This is a genomic window from Aestuariibacter salexigens DSM 15300, assembly GCF_000429145.1.
Classification (GTDB): domain Bacteria; phylum Pseudomonadota; class Gammaproteobacteria; order Enterobacterales; family Alteromonadaceae; genus Aestuariibacter; species Aestuariibacter salexigens.
Map to the genome: position 1 here is coordinate 109,688 of NZ_KE386852.1, position 22,514 is coordinate 132,201.

Here is a 22,514-nt window from a genome sequence, read left to right on the forward strand (position 1 = left end):
GGAGACGTAGCTTACGTTCGTGATGCCTGGTAGATGCTCTCTATCGCCGCATCAAGCGTGGCATTGAACTCTTCATCAGACTGCTTAGCGGAGACGCCTTCCGTCAACGCGCGCGAGAAGCTCGCAATCATACCGCTATTTTCAGCCAGTTTGGCGTTTGCGTCTTCTCGGCTGTAGCCACCAGACAGCGCAACAACTTTCAGTACGCGAGGATGGTCGACCAGCGGTTTATAGAAATTGGCCTCGTTAGGCAGTGTCAGCTTCAACATCACCTGTACATTGTCAGGCAGTGCATCCAGCTGCGCAGTAATTTCATCTCGTAAAATAGCTTCAGCCGCCGCCTTTTCAGGACTGTTAATATCGACTTCTGGTTCGATGATAGGCACAAGACCAGCTGCCAATATCTGTTTGCCAACTTCAAACTGTTGCTCTACAACAGCTTTGATGCCCGTTGGATTGGCCAGCTTGATAACAGAGCGCATTTTTGTGCCGAACACGTCCTGCGCATTGGCTTTGGCGAGCAACGCATCCAGTTGCGGCATAGGCTTCATAACCTGAACGCCATCCTGTTCATCAGCCAGGCCTTTGTCTACCTTCAAGAAGGGTACGACATTTTTGTTCTGCCACAAGAAATGTGCCGAAGACTTGCCGCCAATTTCTCTATCCAGGGTGTTTTCAAATAAGATGGCACCCAGTACCCGCTCTCCGTTAAATGCGTCGCTGGTGATAATGCGCGTGCGCATTTCATGTACTTTGGTGAACATCTCTTCATCACCGTTGTACTCAGATTCCTCAACACCATACAAGCGCAAGGCTTTGGGGGTACTGCCACCACTCTGATCCAGCGCGGCAATAAAACCATCTTGAGTACGAATTTTTTCCAGCATGTCTTGCTGAGCCTGTGAAGCCATGAGCAACACTCCTTTATTGTGCAATGCGATAGTAAAACGCATTGTGTAGGTTACAGAGGGCGGTCTTATCTGACCATATACCCAATTTTTATTATTCGCGCATCATTAATGCACGCGTTGAATAGATTTAGCAGCCTCGCTCTGTAAGCATTGCTACCGCCGGTAACGTCTTACCTTCGAGGAACTCGAGGAATGCACCACCACCAGTCGAGATATAGGAAACCTTATCGCTAATTTGATATTTATCCACCGCAGCCAGGGTATCACCGCCCCCCGCAATAGAAAACGCAGCGCTGTCCGCGATAGCGTGGGCAAGTGCTTTGGTTCCCTCGCCAAACTGATCAAACTCAAACACCCCAACCGGACCATTCCACACAATCGTGCCCGCATTTGCCAGTATATCAGCCAGGGCCCGTGCAGACTCAGGGCCAATATCGAAGATCATATCGTCGTCTGCGACGTCGGCAACGCTTTTCAGGGTGGCTTCTGCATCTGCCGCGAAGGCTTTGCCACACACCACGTCAGTTGGCACAGGGATATCACCACCGTTATCTTTTGCCTGCTGCATCAGACGTGTTGCTTCACCGATAAGGTCAGCTTCATAAAGTGACTTACCCACATTGTGACCATTCGCAGCAATAAAGGTGTTGGCGATGCCGCCGCCAACGACCAGCTGGTCAACTTTGCCCGCCAGGGATTCCAAAACGGTTAATTTGGTCGACACTTTTGAACCGCCGACAATGGCTACCAGCGGTCTGGCCGGGTTCTGCAACGCTTTACCCAAGGCGTCAAGTTCTGCAGCCAGTAATGGACCCGCACACGCGACCGGTGCAAACTGCCCTGCACCATGGGTAGAGGCCTGAGCTCGGTGTGCAGTGCCAAAGGCATCCATTACATACACATCACATAGCGCCGCGTATTGCTTCGACAAGGCTTCATCGTTTTTCTTCTCGCCTTTATTGAAGCGGACATTTTCCAGCACCACTAACTCACCGGCATTAAGACTGACGCCCTGTAAGTAATCTGTTTCAAGGCGCACCGGGCAATCGAGCGCACCAGCGAGATAATCTACTACAGGTTTAAGACTAAACTCTTCAGCGTACTCACCCTCAGTAGGACGCCCCAGGTGCGACATCACCATCACCTTGGCACCCGCTGCCAACGCATGCTTGATGGTCGGCAAAGATGCTTTGATGCGGGCATCTGAGGTGACCTTGCCTTCTTTGACCGGTACATTGAGATCCTCACGAATGAGAACGCGCTTACCGCTCAAATCCAAATCTGTCATATTAATTATTGCCATATGTTCGGCTCCCTGAGGTTAAAGTGTGAATTCTTCTGCAAACATGGCTACCCCGGTATCCAGCATGCGATTAGCAAAGCCCCATTCATTATCACACCAAACCAGTGTCTTGATCAGCTGTCCATGGCTGACACGGGTTTGCGTGCCATCCACAATACAAGAATGGGGGTCGTGATTGAAATCGACAGATACCAGCGGTGCTTCGGTGTACCCCAAAATACCTGCCAGCCTACCATGTCGGGCGTCCTGTAGAGCGCGATTCACGTCTTCTACAGCAACATCTGATGCGACGGTAACGCTCAAGTCCATTGCCGTAACGTTAATGGTAGGCACTCTGACCGCGATAGCTTCGAAGCGGCCAGCGAACTTTGGCAGAATACGCTCTATGCCACGGGCCAGCCTTGTATCGACAGGAATAATCGATTGACTGGCGGCTCGGGTACGCCGCAAATCCGGGTGGTAGGCGTCAATAACCTGCTGATCATGCATCGATGCGTGAATAGTAGTAATGGTGCCGCTTTTGACTGAAAATGCATTGTCCAGGGTCTGAAGCACCGGCACGATACAGTTGGTGGTGCAGCTACCATTTGATACCAGACGGTCTGTCTGTTTAAGATTTTGTTCGTTGATGCCGTATACCACGGTGGCATCGAGGTCGGCCTCACCCGGCTGTGAAAACAGCACTTTTCTGGCGCCCGCCTGAATATGTGCCAGCCCCTGTTCGCGGCTGCCGGGACCGCCGCTGCATTCCATCACAAGGTCGACCCCGAAGCGTTGCCAGTCAATATCACCAGGGTGTTGTTGATGGGTTAATGCTATCCGGTCACCCGCCACGACCAGTGTGCCATTGTCCAATGCCACATCAAATGCAAATCGACCGTGGGTAGTGTCATACTTGAGTAAGTGCGCGATCCCTTCAGGCTCGGCAAGCTCATTGATGGCGACAACCTGGATATGCTGGTTGCGCCCAGATTCATACAGGGCGCGCAATACACTGCGACCTATCCGGCCAAATCCGTTTATCGCCACCCGCAGCATGATATTACGCCCCTGCTTACTATCAGTGTTTGAGAAGTGCCTGACTGGCCTCTACAACAGCGTCGACTGTGATACCAAAGTGCTTGAACAAGTCGCCTGCCGGTGCCGATTCGCCGAATGAATCCATACCGATAATCGCTCCGTTCAAGCCCACATACTTATACCAGAAGTCTTTACTGGCAGCTTCCACTGCAACTCGTCTGGTTACGGCTGACGGCAGTACTTGCTCTCGGTATTCTGCACTCTGACGGTCAAACACATCACTACTTGGCATAGATACGACTCGCGCCTGCACGCCGCTTTCGGTGAGTTGCTGCCATGCGTCAACCGCCAATTGCACTTCGGAGCCGGTTGCAATAAGGATGATGTCAGGCGCTGCATCGCAGTCCTTTAAGACATAGCCACCACGTGATACGTCCGCCAGTTGGCGTTCATCACGTGACTGCTGAGGCAAACCTTGTCGGGTAAAAATCAGACTCGTGGGTCCATCATTTCTTTCAATGGCCATTTTCCACGCAATCGCAGATTCGACCTGATCACAGGGACGCCAGTTATCCAGGTTTGGCGTGGCGCGCAAGGCTGTTAATTGCTCTACCGGCTGGTGTGTCGGACCGTCTTCTCCCAGACCGATTGAGTCGTGCGTGTAGACAAACAAACACGGCAGCTTCATCAACGCCGCCATTCGCACAGCATTGCGAGCATATTCCATGAACATCAGGAAGGTCGCACCATACGCTTTAAAGCCACCATGCAGTGCAATACCATTCATGATGGCGCTCATACCAAATTCACGAACGCCGTAATAAATATAGTTACCGCTCGCATCCTTAGCGGTAAGAGGCTTGCTATCAGACCAGATAGTCAGGTTTGAACCTGCCAAATCTGCAGAGCCGCCCATAAATTCAGGCAGCAGGGGCCCAAACGCATTGAGTGCGTTTTGTGATGCTTTACGGGTTGCAACGTTAGCAGGGTTTGCCTGTAGCGAAGCAATATAAGCACTGGCTTGTGCTTCCCAGTTAGCTGGCAAGTCACCTTTAACGCGGCGCGTAAATTCAGCAGCCAATTCAGGATAAGCCTGCTGGTATGCATCAAAACGTTGCTGCCATGTATGCTGTGCGGCCTGCCCTTTATCTTTTGCATCCCACTGAGCATAGATATCTTGCGGGATCACAAATTTGTCGTGCTCCCAACCAAGCGCTTTGCGCGTCGCGGCGATTTCATCCTCGCCAAGCGGCGCACCGTGGCAAGACTCGGTGCCCTGTTTGTTTGGTGCGCCAAACCCAATAACGGTTTTACAGCAAATAAGGGTTGGTTTGTTCGTTTCTGCTCGCGCCTGCGTGATAGCGGAGCTTATCTGCTCAGCATCATGACCATCAACACCTTCAATAACCTGCCAACCGTAAGCGCGGAAACGGGCAGGTGTATCATCAGTAAACCACCCTTCTACTTCGCCATCGATGGAAATGCCATTGTCATCCCAGAACGCGACCAATTTACCGAGTCCGAGTGTTCCTGCCAGTGAACACACTTCGTGAGAAATGCCTTCCATCAAGCAGCCATCACCCAAAAACGCATAGGTGTAGTGGTCAACGATGTCATGTCCGGGCTGGTTGAACTGTGCAGCCAGGGCTTTTTCAGCGATCGCCATTCCAACAGCGTTACTTATCCCCTGTCCAAGTGGCCCGGTCGTCGTCTCGACACCAGGGGCATAGCCGTACTCCGGATGGCCTGGTGTTTTAGAATGTAACTGGCGGAAGTTTTTCAGCTCCTGCAAAGGCAGTTCATAACCAGATAGGTGCAGCAGAGAATACAACAGCATCGACCCGTGACCGTTAGATAAAACGAAACGGTCGCGGTTAGGCCAGGCTGGATCAGTTGGATTATGAACAAGGTAATCCTGCCATAAGACCTGCGCAATATCAGCCATGCCCATGGGTGCACCTGGATGACCAGAATTAGCTTGTTGAACAGCATCCATACTTAATGCGCGAATGGCATTGGCAAGATCTCGGCGTGACGGCATGACTTCTCCTGCAGAAAATAAACGTTTAGAGATTGTCCGAAGCATCTCTGTGGGCACTCCGGAAACGTGGGCCGGTATTCTCCCCCAGGCGCAGTTCTTGTGCAATGGCTGGAGCCGAATTTACAACCTGTAAACGCGTTCAGTGGAAACATTAGTTACCATCAGCCATTTAGACGTCTGGAAGTAAAGACTGGTATAAATTTCATTTACGGCTAAAATACAGTCTTTCGTTTTCATGCAGAAGAGAAGTGACCCACATGACCAGACACCTTTTTACATCCGAATCGGTTTCAGAAGGACATCCGGATAAAATCGCCGATCAGATTTCTGATGCCGTGCTGGATGCCATTCTAGAGCAGGATCCCCGTGCCCGAGTAGCGTGTGAGACCTACGTTAAAACAGGCATGGTGATGGTGGGTGGCGAAATCACAACTTCTGCCTGGGTCGACATTGAAGATTTAACCCGCAGGACCGTTAAAGACATTGGCTACACTCATTCAGATATGGGCTTTGACGCCGAGTCGTGTGCGGTGCTTAATGCCATCGGCAAGCAGTCACCAGATATCAATCAGGGCGTTGACAGAAGTCGTCCCGAAGAACAGGGTGCCGGCGACCAGGGGTTAATGTTCGGCTATGCCAGTAACGAAACCGACGTGCTAATGCCTGCCCCCATTACCTATTCGCACCGCCTGGTACAGCGACAGGCTGAAGTACGTAAAAAAGGTATCCTCGACTGGCTGCGGCCCGATGCCAAATCACAGGTTACGTTTGTGTATGAAGACAATAAGCCTGTTGCTATCGATGCGGTTGTTCTGTCTACCCAACATTGCGACAGCATCAGCACAGAAACACTGCGCGAAGCGGTGATGGATGAAATCATCAAGCCTGTGTTACCGGCTGAATGGCTGAGCGCGAACACCAAGTTTCATATTAACCCAACTGGGCGATTTGTGATTGGTGGCCCAATGGGTGACTGTGGCCTGACCGGCCGCAAGATCATTGTGGATACATACGGTGGCATGGCACGTCATGGCGGCGGCGCGTTTTCAGGAAAGGATCCTAGTAAAGTTGACCGCAGTGCCGCTTATGCAGGGCGCTACGTGGCGAAAAATATCGTAGCCGCAGGGCTCGCCGAGCGCTGTGAGATACAGGTATCCTATGCCATTGGCGTTGCCGATCCGACATCGATCAGCATTGATACTTTCGGCACCGGCAAGGTCAGCGATGAAATCCTTACGGAACTGGTGAAAACCCACTTCGATCTTAGGCCTTATGGATTGATAAAAATGCTTGACCTGGAACGTCCGATCTATAAGGCGACTGCAGCGTATGGCCACTTCGGCCGTGACGCCTTTCCATGGGAAAAAACTGACAAAGCGGAACAGTTACGAGCAGACGCGCTATAAGCGCGTCTAGCCGTTAATAATACGCTTCCGCCTCTAGTTCGCACACTCTGCCATCAACCCGGTTCAATGATACTTCACCGGCGACACGCACTTTAACGCAGTCGCCGTACGTGGCAGGCTGATGGTCGATAATGACGGTAACGGTATCGCCATCCACTGCATCCAAATCATACTCGAAGCCACGGTTGTCACCTTCAAACAGGGCCGTCAGCGCGCCGGCAATGAGGCCTCCCCACAGCGCACCGCGGAGAATATCGTCACCATCCCGGTGAATACTGGATATCATGCCATCCACCGCCCCCACAGCTGCCGCTTCTCCCGCATAGGATTTGAATTTTACTTCCCTGACATCGTGAACATAGGCGTAGAACTCTGTCACAAACTGATTTTCCGCCGCACGATGCACCCCCGACGAGGCACAACCACCTAACCATGCCATTACGCTAAATGCCAACGCTATTTTCGTAACAGATTTCACGATAACTCCTTCACCGGACTTTTTTGCTGAGTTAAAGTTAAAGTAGTTCTGCTAAGCTGAACCAAAGCTTAACCACGTTGGTTTTGGCAGCGTTTTATTTAATTAATGGATATCACACTATGAGAAGCACGCTCCGCACGGTTGCTATCACGTTTTTATCGGTTTTCCTGTTAAGCAGTTGTGCGACCTCCCCCACCGGTCGCAGTCAGCTATTACTGTATTCGAGCCAGGAACTGTCAGTGATGGGTGCACAGGCGTTTGATGGTATGAAAACGCAGCTAAAAGTCACAGAAGGTGGACAACAGAACAGTTATGTCAATTGTGTTGCTGGTTTCATCACCAGGCAGGTTCCTCAATCCGTTTTCGCTGGCCAGTGGGAAGTTGTTGTGTTTGATGATGAGCAGGTAAACGCGTTTGCGCTGCCTGGCGGTAAGATTGGGGTGTACACTGGGCTGCTAAAGGTTGCCACCAATCAGCATCAGTTGGCAGCGGTTATCGGACATGAAGTGGGCCACGTGATCGCTGAACACGGCAATGAAAGAATGTCACAAGGCACGTTGATACAGATTGGCACTGAGGCGACCAGGCAAATAATCAACGCCAACGAGGTTGCCTATAGTCAGCCCATTATGGCTGCGATTGGACTGGGTTTGCAGGTCGGTGTGCAGTTGCCATTTAGCCGCACTCACGAATCTGAAGCCGACCTGATTGGATTAGATCTAATGGCGAGTTCAGGGTTCGACCCACAGCAGGCAGTAAGCTTGTGGCAGAATATGGAAAAAGCCAGTGGTGGCAGGCAACAGCCAGAATTTCTTTCTACCCACCCAGCACCTCAAACTCGTATCAAAGATCTACAGGCCAATATGCAGCCTGCAATGGCGCTGTATAAGGCCAGTACGGAGAGGCCCCGCTGCAATCCATAAAAAAACGGGCCATTATCTGGCCCGTTTTCATTTTCCAATAACGACTAATTATTCGCTGTCGGCTTTGTGTAAATGCACATCCATTTGTGGGAATGGAATGCCGATACCTTCCTGGTCAAATCGCAACTTCACCGCTTCGGTAAAATCGAATTTAACGCCCCAATAGTCCTCGGATTTAACCCACGGACGCACTACAAAATTGACGCTGCTATCCGCTAATTCAGACACCGCCACTTTTGGTGCAGGATCTTTCAGAATTCGCTCATCCGCTTCTACCATTTCGTTCAGGATATTCTTTGCTTTAAGCAAGTCAGCGTCGTAAGCAATGCCGATGACCATATCAACACGTCGAGTGTCCTTGGCAGAGTAATTGATAATGTTGTCACCATAAATCTTGCCATTAGGCACGATGATTTCTTTGTTATCTGGCGTTGTCATAATGGTCGTGAAAATACTGATACTCTTAACCGTTCCCATGACACCTGCGGTTTCAACGAAGTCTCCGGCTTTAAAGGGACGGAACACCAGCAACATCACACCAGCCGCAAAATTCTGTAACGACCCCTGCAACGACAGACCAATAGCCAGACCTGCCGCACCTAAAATCGCCACCAGTGATGTAGTGTCGACACCCAACTGATCGAGCGATGCCACGATCACAAACAGCATCAGAATGGCGCTAATAATTGACTTAACAAAGTCAATCAGCATGTCGTCCCACTTCGATTTGGACATCACTTTGCCAAACAAGCCGACCAGTACATTGACCACAATGCGACCAATGATAAAAATCAATAGCGCCATGACGATATTGATGCCCCAAGGTATCACGTAGAGATCAATGATTTCTTGCATTTGTTCTGCATTCATATCCATGTGTTGTTCCTGTTAACGAGTTGAGTGTTGACGCGCGTCAACAAAGATCGGTGACGAACGTGTCAGAGTGTAGTTATAACGCACTGGGTAAAATTATCCATAGGTATATCTAACAATATATAAAACTGTCATATCAAGATGTTACTTTAAAGAGGTTAGAAGCACAGAATATTGGTATCTCATTGATTTGACTATCGATATAAGAAAATATGCTGCTCCGACTTTAATTTGACAGGTTTTTGACTATCTTTATGAGACTCAAAACATCGACATTGATGGGTATTGAGTGCTCTACAAAAGAGTCAGCTTAATATTTTTAAAGGAATTGAAAATGTTAGTTCTTTCAATGCTATTCATAACCGTGGTGGTGCTTTTTATCTTCTCGCTGACCAGGGACACAGGAAAGCACACCAAGTATGCTCGCAAAGGGCATCACTCTCCTTCTACACTTAATCAGGAGACCAGCCATTCGGTGACGTCAACTGATTTAATAAAGGTCAATTAGGCAGTAACGTGATGCTATTCGTCGCCACGCGCGGCGAATAGCATTGCTTCTATGTAAATCTAGGGCAGCCATATTGTGCCGCTGATGCTTCATGGTAGACTTCGCTTCCGACATCAATATCAGTGAATCGAGCCACATTACTGTCATGCGGATCCCACGAATTTATCACTCCCAGCTTTTAAGCAGCGACTCGCAAATTGCACTTGAAAAAGATGCCGTAAATCACGTTGTCAACGTGTTGCGTCTCAAGCCAGGCCATCCGGTTGTCCTTTTCAACGGAGATGGCAATGAGTACAGCGGTTCCTTGGTGCACACAGATAAGCGCAGCGCAACGGTGAATATAGATGCCAAGCTGTCATTGTCCGTTGAGTCATCGTTATCCATTCATCTGGCCCAAGGCGTATCCAAGGGCGACCGAATGGACTGGGCAATTCAGAAAGCGGTAGAGCTTGGTGTGAATGACATCACACCGGTTATTACAGAGCGATGCGCGGTAAAGTTACCGCCGGAAAGATGGGAAAAAAAACGCGGCCAGTGGCAGAAAATTGCTATTGGCGCGTGTGAGCAGAGTGGCAGAAACGTAGTACCTGATATCCACCCTGTAATATCAGTAAGCGAATGGATGCAGCAGTCTACCAATCAACTCAGACTTATCCTGCAGCCAAAATCTACTCACCGGCTACGGCAGTTATCCCTACCCACCGGCGGCGTGAGGTTACTCATTGGGCCAGAGGGCGGCCTGAGCGACCAGGAAATGTATAGCGCTGAACAATGTGGCTTTCATGGCGTTGATCTGGGCCCTCGGATACTGCGCACTGAAACAGCGGCGGTGGCAGCCATTGCGACATTACAGGCGATGTACGGCGACCTTTGATACAGGTCAACTGCCTTCGCCAGAGAGCTTTTCCTCGCTGAAACAATCTGTTACATTGATTAACAATTAAGCAGCAAAAGAATAATAACAATGCTGTCATTGAGAGCGATCGATACAGACGACGTCGTTGCAACGTCGATACAACACCACCCTGTTTTTGCACGCTCCAAAGCTAGCGCCCTTGACGCACTTATCGGCGGGCAGCCGCTAAGTCAGGCACTCATCCCGACAATTAAAGCCATTGAGAGTGTCTGGCTTGAATGCCGATGTGTCCTGATGAAAATCAACCAGGATGGATTCACCCTGTCGCCCGTCGCGTCATCTGACCTGCCAACGACATTTTTATCGGCCCTTAAACACATTATAATTGACGCGGATTCAGGCAGTTGTGGTGCCGCCGTATATGAAAGACGCCCACATTTTGCCAGTAATGTCAGCGTGCACCCGAATTGGCAACCGCTCCAACATTTAATCGCTGAGCACAACATACATTCATGTTGCTCTTACCCTGTGGTGCTGTCGGACTCATCCGTTTTTGGCAGTCTTGCCCTTTATTCAGAATCTGTCATAGAGCCGACACAGCAGGAACGAGAACGTTTGGCTCAGGTGACTCAGCTTATCGCTGACATTATCGAACGCGCCAATCAGATACATAGCTTACGTACTGAAAACAGGCAATTACAGGAAAGTCACTCTGATAGCACGAAACAGCTCACTGAGGCCAATCTGCTTTTACGTAAAGCGCTGGAGCAGAGAAATGAAGTGCGCAACCAGCTCATAGAAATGGAGAACATGGCCGCGCTTGGCACCATGATGTCGAGCCTGACCCACGAGATTAATACTCCGGTCGGTGTGGCCATTACAGCGATTTCGCATCTTTCTGAAATGTTGCAGCAATCGTCACAGGCGTTGCAAAACGACACGCTAACCCGCTCAAATCTCATCCGCACATTTAACGAGACATCTGAAGCTGCAGATATTATCGAGCGTAATTTATTTCGCGCAACCGAGCTGATTAAAACATTTAAGCAGCTCTCCATAGATCAACACTCTCAAGATGCACGTCCTTTGAATATGACGGACTATATTGACGAGGTTTTGCTGTCGCTAAAACCACGGCTGAAACACGCCAGGCACTTGTTTTGTATCGATGTTGACCCAGACTTGGCATTTGTGAGCAACCCTGGCGCAATCAGTCAGCTGCTGATTAACTTGATCATGAATTCAGCAAGCCATGCATTTGAGCCGCACCAACGTGGCAGAATAATTATTAAGTCACGCCGAAAAGGAAAGTATGTTGTCATTGAATATAAGGACAACGGTAAGGGCATGACTGACAACACGATCGAAAATTTATACAGACCATTTTTCACCCTGGCCAAAGATAAAGGTGGCAGCGGACTTGGTATGCATATCTGTTACAATCTGGCTGTTAAAGTGCTGCGTGGCAGTATTGATTGTCAGTCATCGCCCGGCAGAGGAGTTCACTTCACCATTCAATTTCCTGTATGAAGTACTGCGCTCTAAATTCACTGCGTTAAAAACTTCCCAGCAGAATAATTCACTTTTGTCACAAAAGTGACATACAAATGGCATAAAGTGCTCCCCGAACAAAGCCTATCAATACCCACAGTTTGCAAATTTCGGGCTACATTTATTGACGATAAGGTTAATGCACCGATTTGCTTACCGTGTTGTTACATCGCGATAAACGGGTATTGATTCGGTGCACCGACACTGAATATTGGAGAACGCACTTATGAAGTTTAGAACCATAACACTAGCTACTTCGATCGCTTTAGGCCTTATGGCTCCTACGGTTGCGGCTAACAGTCTTTCCCAGCAGCAAGCTAATGAGCTTTTAGAGCGCCTGAAAAAGTTGGAGCAGGAAGTGACTACTTTACGTGGCCAACTCGCAGAAGCTGAAGAGAGCGACACTACAAAAGTAGAAAAGGCCAACAACGCTCCAGACTTTAATTGGAAGGGTGCGCCAGAAATCAAAGGTGACGGCTGGAGTGTTAAAGCACGAGGCAGAGCACTTTATGATGTTGCCCATTTGTCATCAGTGCCTGAAAACCTTAATGTTCCTGGCGAGGGTTTCTCTAGTGAAGCTCGTCGCATTCGATTAGGGATACAGGGATCAATGCCTGGTGGTTTTGGCTATAAAGTTGAAGCTGATATGGCTGGCGGGATTGAGCTAACAGACGCCATCCTCACGTACAAGACTGGAGACTGGAAATTTGCATTCGGTCAACATAACAACTTCCAAAGTCTGGAAGAATTGACTAGCAGTAATGACAGCAGTTTTATAGAGCGCGCAGCTTTCACAGATGCGTTCGGGTTTGAACGTAAAGTCGGTATGTCTGCCGAGACCAAATTGGGCGCTGCCACTGTTCAAGCAGGTTTGTTTACAGACAACATAGACGATCTGGATGATGGCAATAATGCACTGAACACAGACATTCGTGCATTTATATCACCGAAAATAGACGGTATGCAGATGCACTTTGGTGGCTCACTGCATGTGCGTGATCTGAAAGACAGCACGGATAATGTGCGATATCGCGCACGACCTTTTGTCCACAGCATCGATACACGCTTTATCAATACTGGGCGAATTCAGGGCGCAGAGAAAGAAACCAGTTACGGTCTGGAAGCAGCAGTCATTGCTGGCCGCTTCCATGCGCAGGCTGAAATACACACAATGAATGTTGATCGTACTGCATTGGATGATCCAAGTTTCTTTGGCGGTGCCATTGAGGCTGGATATTTCTTGACCAACGATACGCGCCAGTACAAAGGCGGTGTATTTAAAGGCGTCAAAGTGAGCAACCCGGTAGGTGCGGGTGGCAAAGGTGCGTGGCAGATAAATGTACGTTATGACACCTTGGATCTCGAAGACGCCGGTATAAATGGTGGTGTACAAGATGCATTCCATGCGTCACTTATTTGGACGCCTATCAATAACGTAAGATTTTTACTTAACTACGGACATCTGTTGTACAGCAATGCCTTTGATATTGTTGAAGGCGCTCCGAATGATTACTCTGTGAATGTTTGGGGAGCCCGAGCTCAGGTAGGGTTCTAAGTTTTCTTCTGATATTTACAAACAAGCCACCCACTAATCGGGTGGCTTTTTTTTGCATCGATATCGGCGGAATACATTATTAGAAGAGCTCAACCGCGACTTACATCGGCAAAACTCCCAACTTTCAAGGAAATTATTCAAAACGTCGATTACCTTTATTACATACGTTAACGCATTTGAGTGAAGAAACATCACTTTGTATACCGATTAGATTTGAAAGCTTCGGAACGTAAGTCACACCTCGCTGCAAGGAAAAGGAAATGAAAGCATTATTAGAAGTAAGCGTTAAAAAGCGGTTGTTAATCACCACTATTGTCATTGCACTTGGCATGCTTTTAATGCTTTCGATAAAGATTTATTACATGAATCGCCTTACCAACCTGGGAAGCATGTTACAAGAGTTGGAGCAACTCAATGCCAACATGCTGATGTTGCGGCGTAATGAGAAAGACTTTTTAGCAAGAAACGATATGAAGTATGTAGAGAGGCTAGCTAACAACGTCGGTATTACACGAGACAATGTTCAAAAGCTTAGCGACCAATTTATGGATTTTGGTATTGAGCGCGACTCGTTAACAGCCTTCCTTAGCCAAATCGATAAATATCATGATGAGTTCAAACGATTAGTCGCTTTTCAACAAGAGATTGGCTTACATCCGAAAGACGGTTTGTATGGTGGATTGCGCACTGCCGTGCATGATGTCGAAGCGTCGCTTGAGCAGCTAAATAACTACAAATTACTGACCCATATGCTGCAGTTAAGACGAAACGAAAAAGATTTCATGCTGCGTCTTGATTTGAAATATCTCGACACCTTCGATGCCAATATTTCTGATTTCATGTCAGCGATAGAGAGCGAAAACTTTAGCCCCGCCGTTGCCAACCGCATAGTAGATTCCCTTACTCAATATCAAAACAGATTTCGTTCTTTGGTGGAAAAGCAACAACAGATAGGTTTGACTCCGGAAGATGGCGTACGGGGCGAGATGCGTAGTACGATTCATCAAACTGAGACAGCTCTGGCAACGTTGCAAGAAATAGGATTATCCAGCCTGCAAAGTGCAAGAAACAGTGCGTTCATCTTTGGCATTTGTTTGTTTGCAGCAACCATTGCGATCATTGTTTTACTGGTATGGCTTGTCACACAAAGCATTTTGACCCCGCTTACGCATATGGGTGGTGTTGTTAGACAAATTAGAGAAAATAATGATTTAACTCTGCGCATAACGCCACAAGGAAAGGATGAAATTGCCAGTCTGGCCGGTTTTCTGAATGTCCTGTTAGATGCTTTCAGAGACCTCATTAACGATGTTGATCGAGCAGTACAGACACTCAATACGACCTGCAGTAGTCTCGCGTTGAGTGTCCAGAGCACCAGTAAAGGTATGGCTAAGCAACAGACCGAAAGTGATATGGTGGCAACTGCAGCGACTGAAATGCAAGCCAGTATCAAAGACGTGTCACGTAACACTACATTAATGGCAGACCAGGCAGAACAAACCAGCAATGATGCGATGCAAAGAAAGCAAGACATTGACCACAGCGTGAAACAGATACAGGCGCTGTCAGAAACGCTCAATCAGTTAAACGACAGTGTCAATAAGCTTGAAGCAGATAGCCAGACTATTGGCTCAGTGCTTGATGTCATACGGGGAATAGCAGAACAAACTAACTTACTGGCTCTGAATGCTGCCATTGAAGCAGCAAGAGCGGGCGAACAGGGCAGAGGATTTGCCGTCGTAGCCGATGAGGTGCGTAACCTTGCTATGCGGACCCAAGAATCAACGTTGGAAATTGAATCAATCATCACCAACTTACAAGCGCGAACCAATGAAATCTCAAATCAAATGCAAGATTGCCAATCTCAGGGGCTTGAGAGTGCTCAGCAGGTTTCCGAAGCTGGCGAATCACTTAACAAAATCACCAGCGATATTAAAACCATCATGGAAATGACTGCGCATGTGGCGGTCGCCATCGACCAACAAAGTCAGGTAGCCTCTGAAGTGAATGAAAATGTCGTACGGATCCGCGATATCGCTTCAGAAGTGAGTGACAATGCCAAACGCAATGCACAAGAGAGCAACACACTTGACGAGCAGGCAAAAATATTAGCGAAAGTGGTTGGCGAGTTTAAAACCTAACGAGGCTGTTTATTGGTCACAATGCAAGGTGAAGGGGCGATTATGCCCCTTTTATTTTATTTTCAATATCCGCAACGCTTTGATGTCGCACATCGTAGCCTTTCACCAAAAATATAATGTGCTCGGCAATATTACGCGTGTGGTCACCAATGCGTTCAAGTGAGCGCAAGGTCCACAAGATGTTCATGGATCGCGAGATAGAGCGTGGGTCTTCCATCATGTAGGTCATGATTTCGCGCATCGCCGATTTGTATTCTCTGTCGACCTGCTTATCTGCTCTGGCAACCTCAAGCGCTTGCTCTACGTTCAATCGTGCAAACGCATCAAGTGCACTGCGTAACATCTGTTGAACCAAGGCACCCATGTGACGAGCCTCTTCATACCCGCCGGGTGCCGCTCCATTGTTATGAAGCGAGATAGCCATCTTTGCTATTTTTTGCGCTTCGTCTCCCATACGTTCCAGGTCTCGGGTCATTTTCGTAACTGTAAGGACCATACGCAGATCTGATGCCGTTGGCTGACGACAGGCCAGTACCATCGTACAGTCTTCATCAAGAGCTACTTCCCGTAAATCGACATCATCTTCAACCTGAATGACTTTTTCAGCAAGTTGACTGTCTGCATTTTCAATAGATTTAACGGCGTCAATGATTTGCTGTTCTACTACGCCCCCCATTTCAAGCAGTTTGGTCTGCAACTGCTCTAGGTCCATGTCAAACTGTTGTGATATGTGCTTATCTAAGTGTAACTTGTCCATATTTATTCCCTATTAACCAAAACGACCAGTGATATATGCTTCAGTCAAGTCATGCTCAGGGTTAGTGAATACACGCTTGGTGTCGTTTACTTCTATAAGTTTGCCTAAATGAAAATAAGCCGTTCTGTCTGATACCCTTGCCGCCTGCTGCATTGAGTGTGTAACAATGGCGATGGTGAAGTTTTGTTTCAGTTCAGCGATCAACTCTTCAATTTTTGCCGTGGCAATTGGATCCAGTGCAGAGCATGGCTCATCCATCAGAATGACCTCAGGACTCACGGCAATCGAGCGAGCAATGCAAAGACGTTGTTGCTGTCCTCCGGACAACCCCGTCCCGGCTGAATGCAAACGGTCTTTCACTTCTTCCCATAAGCCCGCTTTTCGCAAGCTCACTTCGACGATTTCATCCAGCTCAACACGACGTGAAGCCAGTCCATGGATTTTCGGTCCGTATGCGACATTTTCATAAATTGATTTTGGAAACGGGTTAGGCTTTTGAAAAACCATTCCAACACGAGCACGCAGTGGCACGATATCTTGCTTAGGATGATAAATATCTTGGTCATCTAAAATAAACTGCCCCGTCACACGACAGCTCTCAATGGTGTCGTTCATGCGGTTCAAACATCTCAGGAATGTCGACTTACCGCAGCCTGATGGGCCAATCATGGCAATGACTTCATTCTTGGCAATGTCCAGATTGACGTCAAAAATGGCCTGCTTGTCACCGTAGTGCACGTTGACATTACGCATCGCCATTTTGGGGTTATCAGCAAATGGTTTACCGACAGTCTTGTCCCCAACTTGGATATCTTGAGGCTCATTTGATGGCATAACTTCGTCAATGCCTTGTTTTTCTGATTTTTTTTGAATTACTGCTTCCACATTTTTCTCCAATTCAATTCAGGCATCTACCAGCGGCGCTCAAGGCGCTTGCGTAGCCAAATGGCTAAGGTATTCATCGAGATGAGGAAAACCAATAACACCATTATGGCAGCTGAAGTACGTTCAACAAACGCGCGCTCAGGACTGTCTGACCATAAAAAGATTTGCACAGGCAGCGCAGTTGCAGGGTCGGTTATCCCACCGGGAATATCAACGACAAATGCGACCATACCGATCATCAACAACGGCGCTGTCTCACCTAACGCTTGCGCAAGTCCGATTATGGCCCCTGTCAACATTCCGGGCATTGCCAAAGGAATGACGTGGTGAACCACCACTTGCATCTTCGATGCTCCAAGTCCATACGCTGCATCACGAATAGAGGGGGGGACGGCTTTAAGCGCTGCCCGACTGGATATGATAATCGTGGGCAGGGTCATTAAAGTGAGAACCAAGCCACCTACTAAAGGAATGGATCGGTGCATTTCAAAGAAACCAATAAAAATAGACAAGCCAAGCAGACCGAATATGATTGACGGAACAGCTGCTAAGTTATTGATATTTATTTCAATAAATTCAGTGAAACGATTTCGCGGAGCGTACTCTTCAAGATAGACAGCAGCAGCAACGCCAATGGGAAAAGACAATGCAATAGTCACCAATAAGGTGAATAGAGACCCCATAATGGCGCCCTTGATACCGGCCTGTTCGGGCTCACGAGAATCACCAGACGTAAAGAAGGTCGTATTAAAGCGACTTTCCATTACGCCTTCGTTAATTAATGATTCTACCCACGTAATTTGCTTCTCATTCAAGCGGCCATCAAAGCCGCCTTCACCGTCATCAGAGCGGCTTTTGAAGTAAGTATCCACATCATCATCGACAAGGAACCAGACACCAAATGTCTTTCCTAAAAGCTGCGGATCCGCTTCGAGCTTTTTGCGCAGTTCAAAGTCTGCACCGTTACTGATAAGCGCATAAAGCGCACGTTTGTCTCTCCGACCACTGACGTCCGGGAAGCGTTCACTTAGAGATGCCCTGACCACCGCCAGATAGTCGGCTCCGGCAATCTGCTGAGGGTCAGTCGGATCATCAATGTAAAGCGTGTCGCTGTCCATCGTGACTTCGAGATAGACATGGGTTTGAAAAAAGGCGCTATGCCCTTTACCAATGATGTCGGTAAACAACACAACCAGACACGTTATGCCAAACAGTATTGCCCCAATTCCATAAGCCCGGAAGCGCTTTTCAGCGCGATACCTGCGAGCTAGACTCTGGTTAACCTTCTCCAGAGTGACGTTTTGTGATGACTTGTTCACGGTAATCCCTCTTAGAACTTATTCGTATTGCTCTCGGTACTTTTTCACCACTTGCAGCGCGATGAAATTTAATACCAATGTCACGGTAAATAGCATTAAACCAAGGGCAAATGCAGACAGCGTTTTCGGACTATTGAACTCCTGATCACCGACCAATGTTTTCACAATCTGTACTGTTACAGTTGTGACTGATTCCAACGGATTCATCGTTAAATGCGCAGCCAGACCAGCAGCCATCACCACAATCATTGTTTCACCGATGGCTCTGGACACAGCCAGCAGTACCCCGCCGACAATACCGGGCAAGGCGGCAGGAATTACCACTTTCTTTATTGTTTCAGAATGCGTAGCACCAAGCCCAAAAGAACCGTCTCGCAACGACTGTGGTACCGCAGTGATAACATCGTCTGAAAGGGAAGAGACAAACGGGATAATCATCACACCCATGACCAGTCCAGCTGCCAGGGCACTCTCAGAAGACACATCTAAACCTATCAACGACCCCGTATCGCGTAAAACAGGGGCAACGGTTAACGCTGCGAAAAAGCCATATACAACGGTTGGGACCCCCGCGAGCACTTCTAAAACAGGCTTAATCGTGCTGCGAACTTTAGGATGAGCGTATTCAGCGAGGTAGATAGCAGCCATCAATCCTGTAGGCACGGCAATTAACATCGCAATCATGGATATCAGCATGGTTCCCGCAAAAAGGGGAACAGCACCGAACGCGCCCGAGCCGCCAACTTGGTCAGCCCGAATCGCCATTTGTGGGCTCCACTGCAACCCAAAAAGAAAATCAGTAACAGGTACAGATTGGAAAAAACGGAGCGATTCAAATAGCACTGACAATACTATGCCAACAGTGGTAAAAATCGCAACGCAGGCACTGCCTAATAACAGCCATTTAAAAGCGTGTTCAACATGCACTCGAGCCGGCATATTAGACTTTATGCGAAGCCAGGTCGCCATCATCATGATGATACCGGCAGAGATAAACGCTACGGTCATAGCCATTTGATTGGTTTGCTCAAGTCCTCTGAGACGTTCTGCCGCTTGCAAGATATGTGGCTCACTTGATAAGCCAAGAGAACTATTTTGTGCTGTGTTCACAACGGTGTTCATCAGCAGCCCAAGCTCGCTTTCACTCATGTTCTTTACATGTTCTGGCAATTCCTGAACAACAATTTGACTAATAAAATAGTCATCAAAAATAGCCCAGATAGCTAACAACAAAAAACTCGGAATACCACACCATAGTGCCGTCAACGCGCCGTAGTAAAATGGCAAAGAGTTGAGATTTTTCACTCCACCTACGCCACTCGCGACAGAAATTGATCGCCCGCGGCCGGCGATATAGGCGATGGCTGTCATAAGCAGGCCAACAACCAACAACATCGACGTATCCATAAAACCTCTGTTATGTATAGGTGCCCAACAAAAAGCCGTTTCATACGGCTGACAAATCGAAACCGGCTCTCAACGAAAGCCGGTTTTTACGTTCACACACCAGGCTCGTCTTAGAGCCTGTAATAGTGCCGGATTATAGCTGCAACAGCTTTAGATTGCTCACATCTTGACTGGTTTGACGGCGAGCCGCGCGGTCTAGCGAAATCATTCCCTTGTCCGCAAGATAACCCTCTTCTCCGAATGCACGCTCGTGGGTAAATTCCTTAATATATTCATGAATACCTGGAATAACGCCCACGTGTGCCTTTTTGACATAGAAATACAGAGGACGAGAAACAGGATAAGAACCGTCGGAAATAGATTCAAATGTTGGTGCAAAACCATCAATCATTGAACCCTGAATAACATCTATATTCTGGTCAAGAAAGCTAAAACCGAAAACGCCGAATGCATCTGGACTTGCGTTCAGTTTCTGTACGATAAGATTATCGTTTTCACCTGTTTCTACAAACGCGCCATCTTCACGCACGGTCTGACACATTGTCTTATGCTGGTTTTTAAGTTCGTCCGCTTTAGCAGAGTTTCCAGCCTTGGCCGCAGCCTTTGCCTTTTTACTCAAGTCTGCGACCCAGTCGATTTGATCACATCCCGCTTCCATGACAAGTTCAACGAAAGCATCTCTTGTGCCAGATGTTGGAGGAGGCCCAAGCACTTCAATTGCACGATTAGGTAATGCCGGGTTGACTTCGCTCCAGTTTTTATAAGGGTTTTCAACAGTAGTTTCAGAACCGTCCGGATTTGGGACATACTTAGCAAGCCCCAAGAACAAATCCTTGCGTGTAAATTGAATTTGTTTGGCCTCGGTTGAGTTGCCGATGACAATACCGTCAAACCCGACCAATACTTCTACGATCTCAGTAACGCCATTCTCATTACACATTGCGACTTCAGATTGTTTGATACGACGTGATGCATTTGCAATGTCAGGGAACTGTATGCCAACACCACTACAAAATAGCTTAAGTCCACCACCAGACCCCGTTGATTCAACTTTTGGTGTCTTAAATTGAGTTGCGCGACCAAAGCGCTCAGCGACAACGGTAGAAAAAGGGTAAACTGTGGATGAGCCCACGATATTGATATAGTCTCGCGCTGCTGTTGCGGCACCAGACGTCAGGCCAGATGCTAGTGCAAGGGCAGTAATAATCATCGACTTTTTCATAGATGTTTCCGTTAATAAATCGGTTAGATTTCAAATCGGGAGCAAGTATAGGAAAACTTTATGACACTTTTATTACTACCCTAAAATGATTCTGTGGCGACGTTTTATTCAGGCTTTTTAAAGAGTTCCGCTTTTTTAAAATCGAATAGGTAAATGCCAAACCCCGAGCCAGGCTGGTCATTGGTGTTAGAGTGCCCCTCTCCAAACAGCATATAGTTGCCATCTTGTGAAATTACCCCCTGATTGGCTTTGAAGGTGACAGCACTGTCTGGCATTTTAAAATCAGCGAAATACGTCAGACGCTTCATATCATCGCCGCTACCATCAAGTCGCATCATATACAGGTCAAGAATTTGTGCATGCTGACTTTCTGGTAAAAACATATCAGACTCAACAAGCGTGTATTGGCCACTTGGAAAAACACCTTCAGGCTCGTCATAAAAATCATGCCGGTTAGACATATTTTTAATCTCGTCAGTCTCTTTATTCCAGAGCCACACCTCTGCTGAGTACTTTCCAGTATTAGACGTACCGTAACGACTGAAGATAAGTTCTTTATCATGAGGCGGCCTCCAGTTCTGAGGTTCGTGATAGTCGAAATAACGTGTAGCGCCCTCGCCTTCACCGGCAATGTGTTTATCCCGTTCTTTTAGCTCATCAACGTTAAGTATCACCCTTATCTTGTCCAGATGTGGGGTACCATTTTCTGCATACCCAATCTCGCCATATCGAATGTTGGGACCGTCAGTCCAGGCAAGTTGCCATGAGTGTCGAGATACCGCCACACCCTCATGGGCGATAACGCCAGAGTCCCAGGCAGGTTTATCTAGATTTTTGTCAACAATGTGAATGGTCGCACTACCCCGGTCATCGCCTATGGTCATAAGATAATCACCATTTTTGAGGTAATATATTCGCCACATCCTGCAATCATCGCAGCTAGGCGGCAGAATAGATCGTACTTTGCCGGTAGAGATGCTTTTTTCAAAAGGATGGCCGCCGGCCTTATCTAAAAAGATATATTTGTCTGAACCAGCAGGCGCCCAATCCGGTCGCTCACCATACTCCTGCTCTAACGTAATGTGTGGAGGTAATTTGTTGAGCGGAAATTGTGCTGAAAATGCCGATGTAAGAAATACCGAGGAGATAGCAAAAGCGATTTTTGTCATTGCACGGCGCACTAAGTAAGCAGAGGATTTGTTAGAAATATAGACAAGGATCGTCAAAAAAGGTTGGTACAAAACTGAAGATAGGCTTTGCTCAGGATCCGCAATACCTGTTTGTTCTTTTTGCGCACACTCTCCAGTGAGAGTGTTTCTGAACGCTAACCTGGTACGTTACATCCGAATCAATAAGTG

At 47.9% G+C, this 22,514-nt stretch carries 18 protein-coding genes; 6 read left to right on the forward strand and 12 right to left on the reverse strand.

Translation table 11 applies throughout. From position 1 onward, the window contains the following. Window positions 1–11 precede the first annotated feature (11 nt). From G441_RS0116875 to tkt, 4 genes are all read right to left on the reverse strand, one after another. On the reverse strand, window positions 12–911 hold the full coding sequence (locus G441_RS0116875; protein ID WP_026377424.1) for a fructose bisphosphate aldolase: 900 nt from the start codon (window positions 909–911) through the stop codon (window positions 12–14). A gap of 127 nt (window positions 912–1,038) precedes the next feature. Then, window positions 1,039–2,214 (reverse strand): phosphoglycerate kinase, encoded by a 1,176-nt coding sequence (locus G441_RS0116880; RefSeq protein WP_026377425.1) that lies wholly within the window; start codon window positions 2,212–2,214, stop codon window positions 1,039–1,041. 18 nt (window positions 2,215–2,232) lie between these two features. After that, entirely contained in the window at window positions 2,233–3,252 is a 1,020-nt protein-coding gene (gene epd, locus G441_RS0116885; RefSeq protein ID WP_026377426.1) for an erythrose-4-phosphate dehydrogenase, read from the reverse strand. Between the two features lie 22 nt (window positions 3,253–3,274). Then, window positions 3,275–5,275 (reverse strand): transketolase, encoded by a 2,001-nt coding sequence (tkt, locus tag G441_RS0116890; RefSeq protein WP_026377427.1) that lies wholly within the window; start codon window positions 5,273–5,275, stop codon window positions 3,275–3,277. 257 nt (window positions 5,276–5,532) lie between these two features. Between tkt and metK the strand changes: the two genes are divergently transcribed. Beyond that, complete coding sequence (gene metK / locus G441_RS0116895) at window positions 5,533–6,681, forward strand: methionine adenosyltransferase (protein WP_026377428.1); 1,149 nt, start codon at window positions 5,533–5,535, stop codon at window positions 6,679–6,681. Between the two features lie 13 nt (window positions 6,682–6,694). Here metK and G441_RS19020 read toward each other — a convergent pair whose 3' ends face one another. Then, window positions 6,695–7,159, reverse strand: coding sequence for a hypothetical protein (locus G441_RS19020; protein WP_156896403.1), 465 nt, complete (start codon window positions 7,157–7,159; stop codon window positions 6,695–6,697). 119 nt (window positions 7,160–7,278) lie between these two features. On the opposite strand from G441_RS19020, the gene G441_RS0116905 reads away from it, so the two are divergent. Next, entirely contained in the window at window positions 7,279–8,082 is an 804-nt protein-coding gene (locus G441_RS0116905) for a M48 family metallopeptidase (RefSeq protein WP_034475490.1), read from the forward strand. Window positions 8,083–8,130: 48 nt separating this feature from the next. Here G441_RS0116905 and G441_RS0116910 read toward each other — a convergent pair whose 3' ends face one another. Continuing rightward, complete coding sequence (locus G441_RS0116910; RefSeq protein ID WP_026377430.1) at window positions 8,131–8,958, reverse strand: mechanosensitive ion channel family protein; 828 nt, start codon at window positions 8,956–8,958, stop codon at window positions 8,131–8,133. Between the two features lie 650 nt (window positions 8,959–9,608). Between G441_RS0116910 and G441_RS0116915 the strand changes: the two genes are divergently transcribed. The 4 genes from G441_RS0116915 (at window position 9,609) to G441_RS0116930 (ending at window position 15,566) form a co-directional block, all read left to right on the forward strand. Next, entirely contained in the window at window positions 9,609–10,337 is a 729-nt protein-coding gene (locus G441_RS0116915; protein ID WP_026377431.1) for a 16S rRNA (uracil(1498)-N(3))-methyltransferase, read from the forward strand. A 90-nt stretch (window positions 10,338–10,427) separates the two neighbouring features. Then, on the forward strand, window positions 10,428–11,849 hold the full coding sequence (locus G441_RS19025; protein ID WP_051275689.1) for a sensor histidine kinase: 1,422 nt from the start codon (window positions 10,428–10,430) through the stop codon (window positions 11,847–11,849). A gap of 247 nt (window positions 11,850–12,096) precedes the next feature. Next, window positions 12,097–13,425, forward strand: a complete 1,329-nt coding sequence (locus G441_RS0116925) for an OprO/OprP family phosphate-selective porin (RefSeq protein WP_026377432.1) — start codon at window positions 12,097–12,099, stop codon at window positions 13,423–13,425. Window positions 13,426–13,685: 260 nt separating this feature from the next. Then, window positions 13,686–15,566, forward strand: a complete 1,881-nt coding sequence (locus G441_RS0116930; protein ID WP_026377433.1) for a HAMP domain-containing methyl-accepting chemotaxis protein — start codon at window positions 13,686–13,688, stop codon at window positions 15,564–15,566. A 40-nt stretch (window positions 15,567–15,606) separates the two neighbouring features. On the opposite strand, the gene phoU is transcribed toward G441_RS0116930, so the two are convergent. From phoU to G441_RS0116960, 6 genes are all read right to left on the reverse strand, one after another. Then, entirely contained in the window at window positions 15,607–16,323 is a 717-nt protein-coding gene (gene phoU / locus G441_RS0116935; RefSeq protein WP_026377434.1) for a phosphate signaling complex protein PhoU, read from the reverse strand. 12 nt (window positions 16,324–16,335) lie between these two features. Continuing rightward, window positions 16,336–17,157 (reverse strand): phosphate ABC transporter ATP-binding protein PstB, encoded by an 822-nt coding sequence (gene pstB / locus G441_RS0116940; RefSeq protein ID WP_084407427.1) that lies wholly within the window; start codon window positions 17,155–17,157, stop codon window positions 16,336–16,338. Window positions 17,158–17,234: 77 nt separating this feature from the next. Continuing rightward, window positions 17,235–18,527, reverse strand: coding sequence for a phosphate ABC transporter permease PstA (gene pstA, locus G441_RS0116945; protein WP_026377436.1), 1,293 nt, complete (start codon window positions 18,525–18,527; stop codon window positions 17,235–17,237). Window positions 18,528–18,545: 18 nt separating this feature from the next. Beyond that, complete coding sequence (gene pstC, locus G441_RS0116950) at window positions 18,546–19,934, reverse strand: phosphate ABC transporter permease subunit PstC (RefSeq protein WP_026377437.1); 1,389 nt, start codon at window positions 19,932–19,934, stop codon at window positions 18,546–18,548. A 133-nt stretch (window positions 19,935–20,067) separates the two neighbouring features. Next, complete coding sequence (locus G441_RS0116955) at window positions 20,068–21,156, reverse strand: substrate-binding domain-containing protein (RefSeq protein ID WP_026377438.1); 1,089 nt, start codon at window positions 21,154–21,156, stop codon at window positions 20,068–20,070. A gap of 104 nt (window positions 21,157–21,260) precedes the next feature. Further along, window positions 21,261–22,325, reverse strand: coding sequence for a TolB-like translocation protein (locus tag G441_RS0116960; protein ID WP_026377439.1), 1,065 nt, complete (start codon window positions 22,323–22,325; stop codon window positions 21,261–21,263). Window positions 22,326–22,514: the final 189 nt, after the last annotated feature.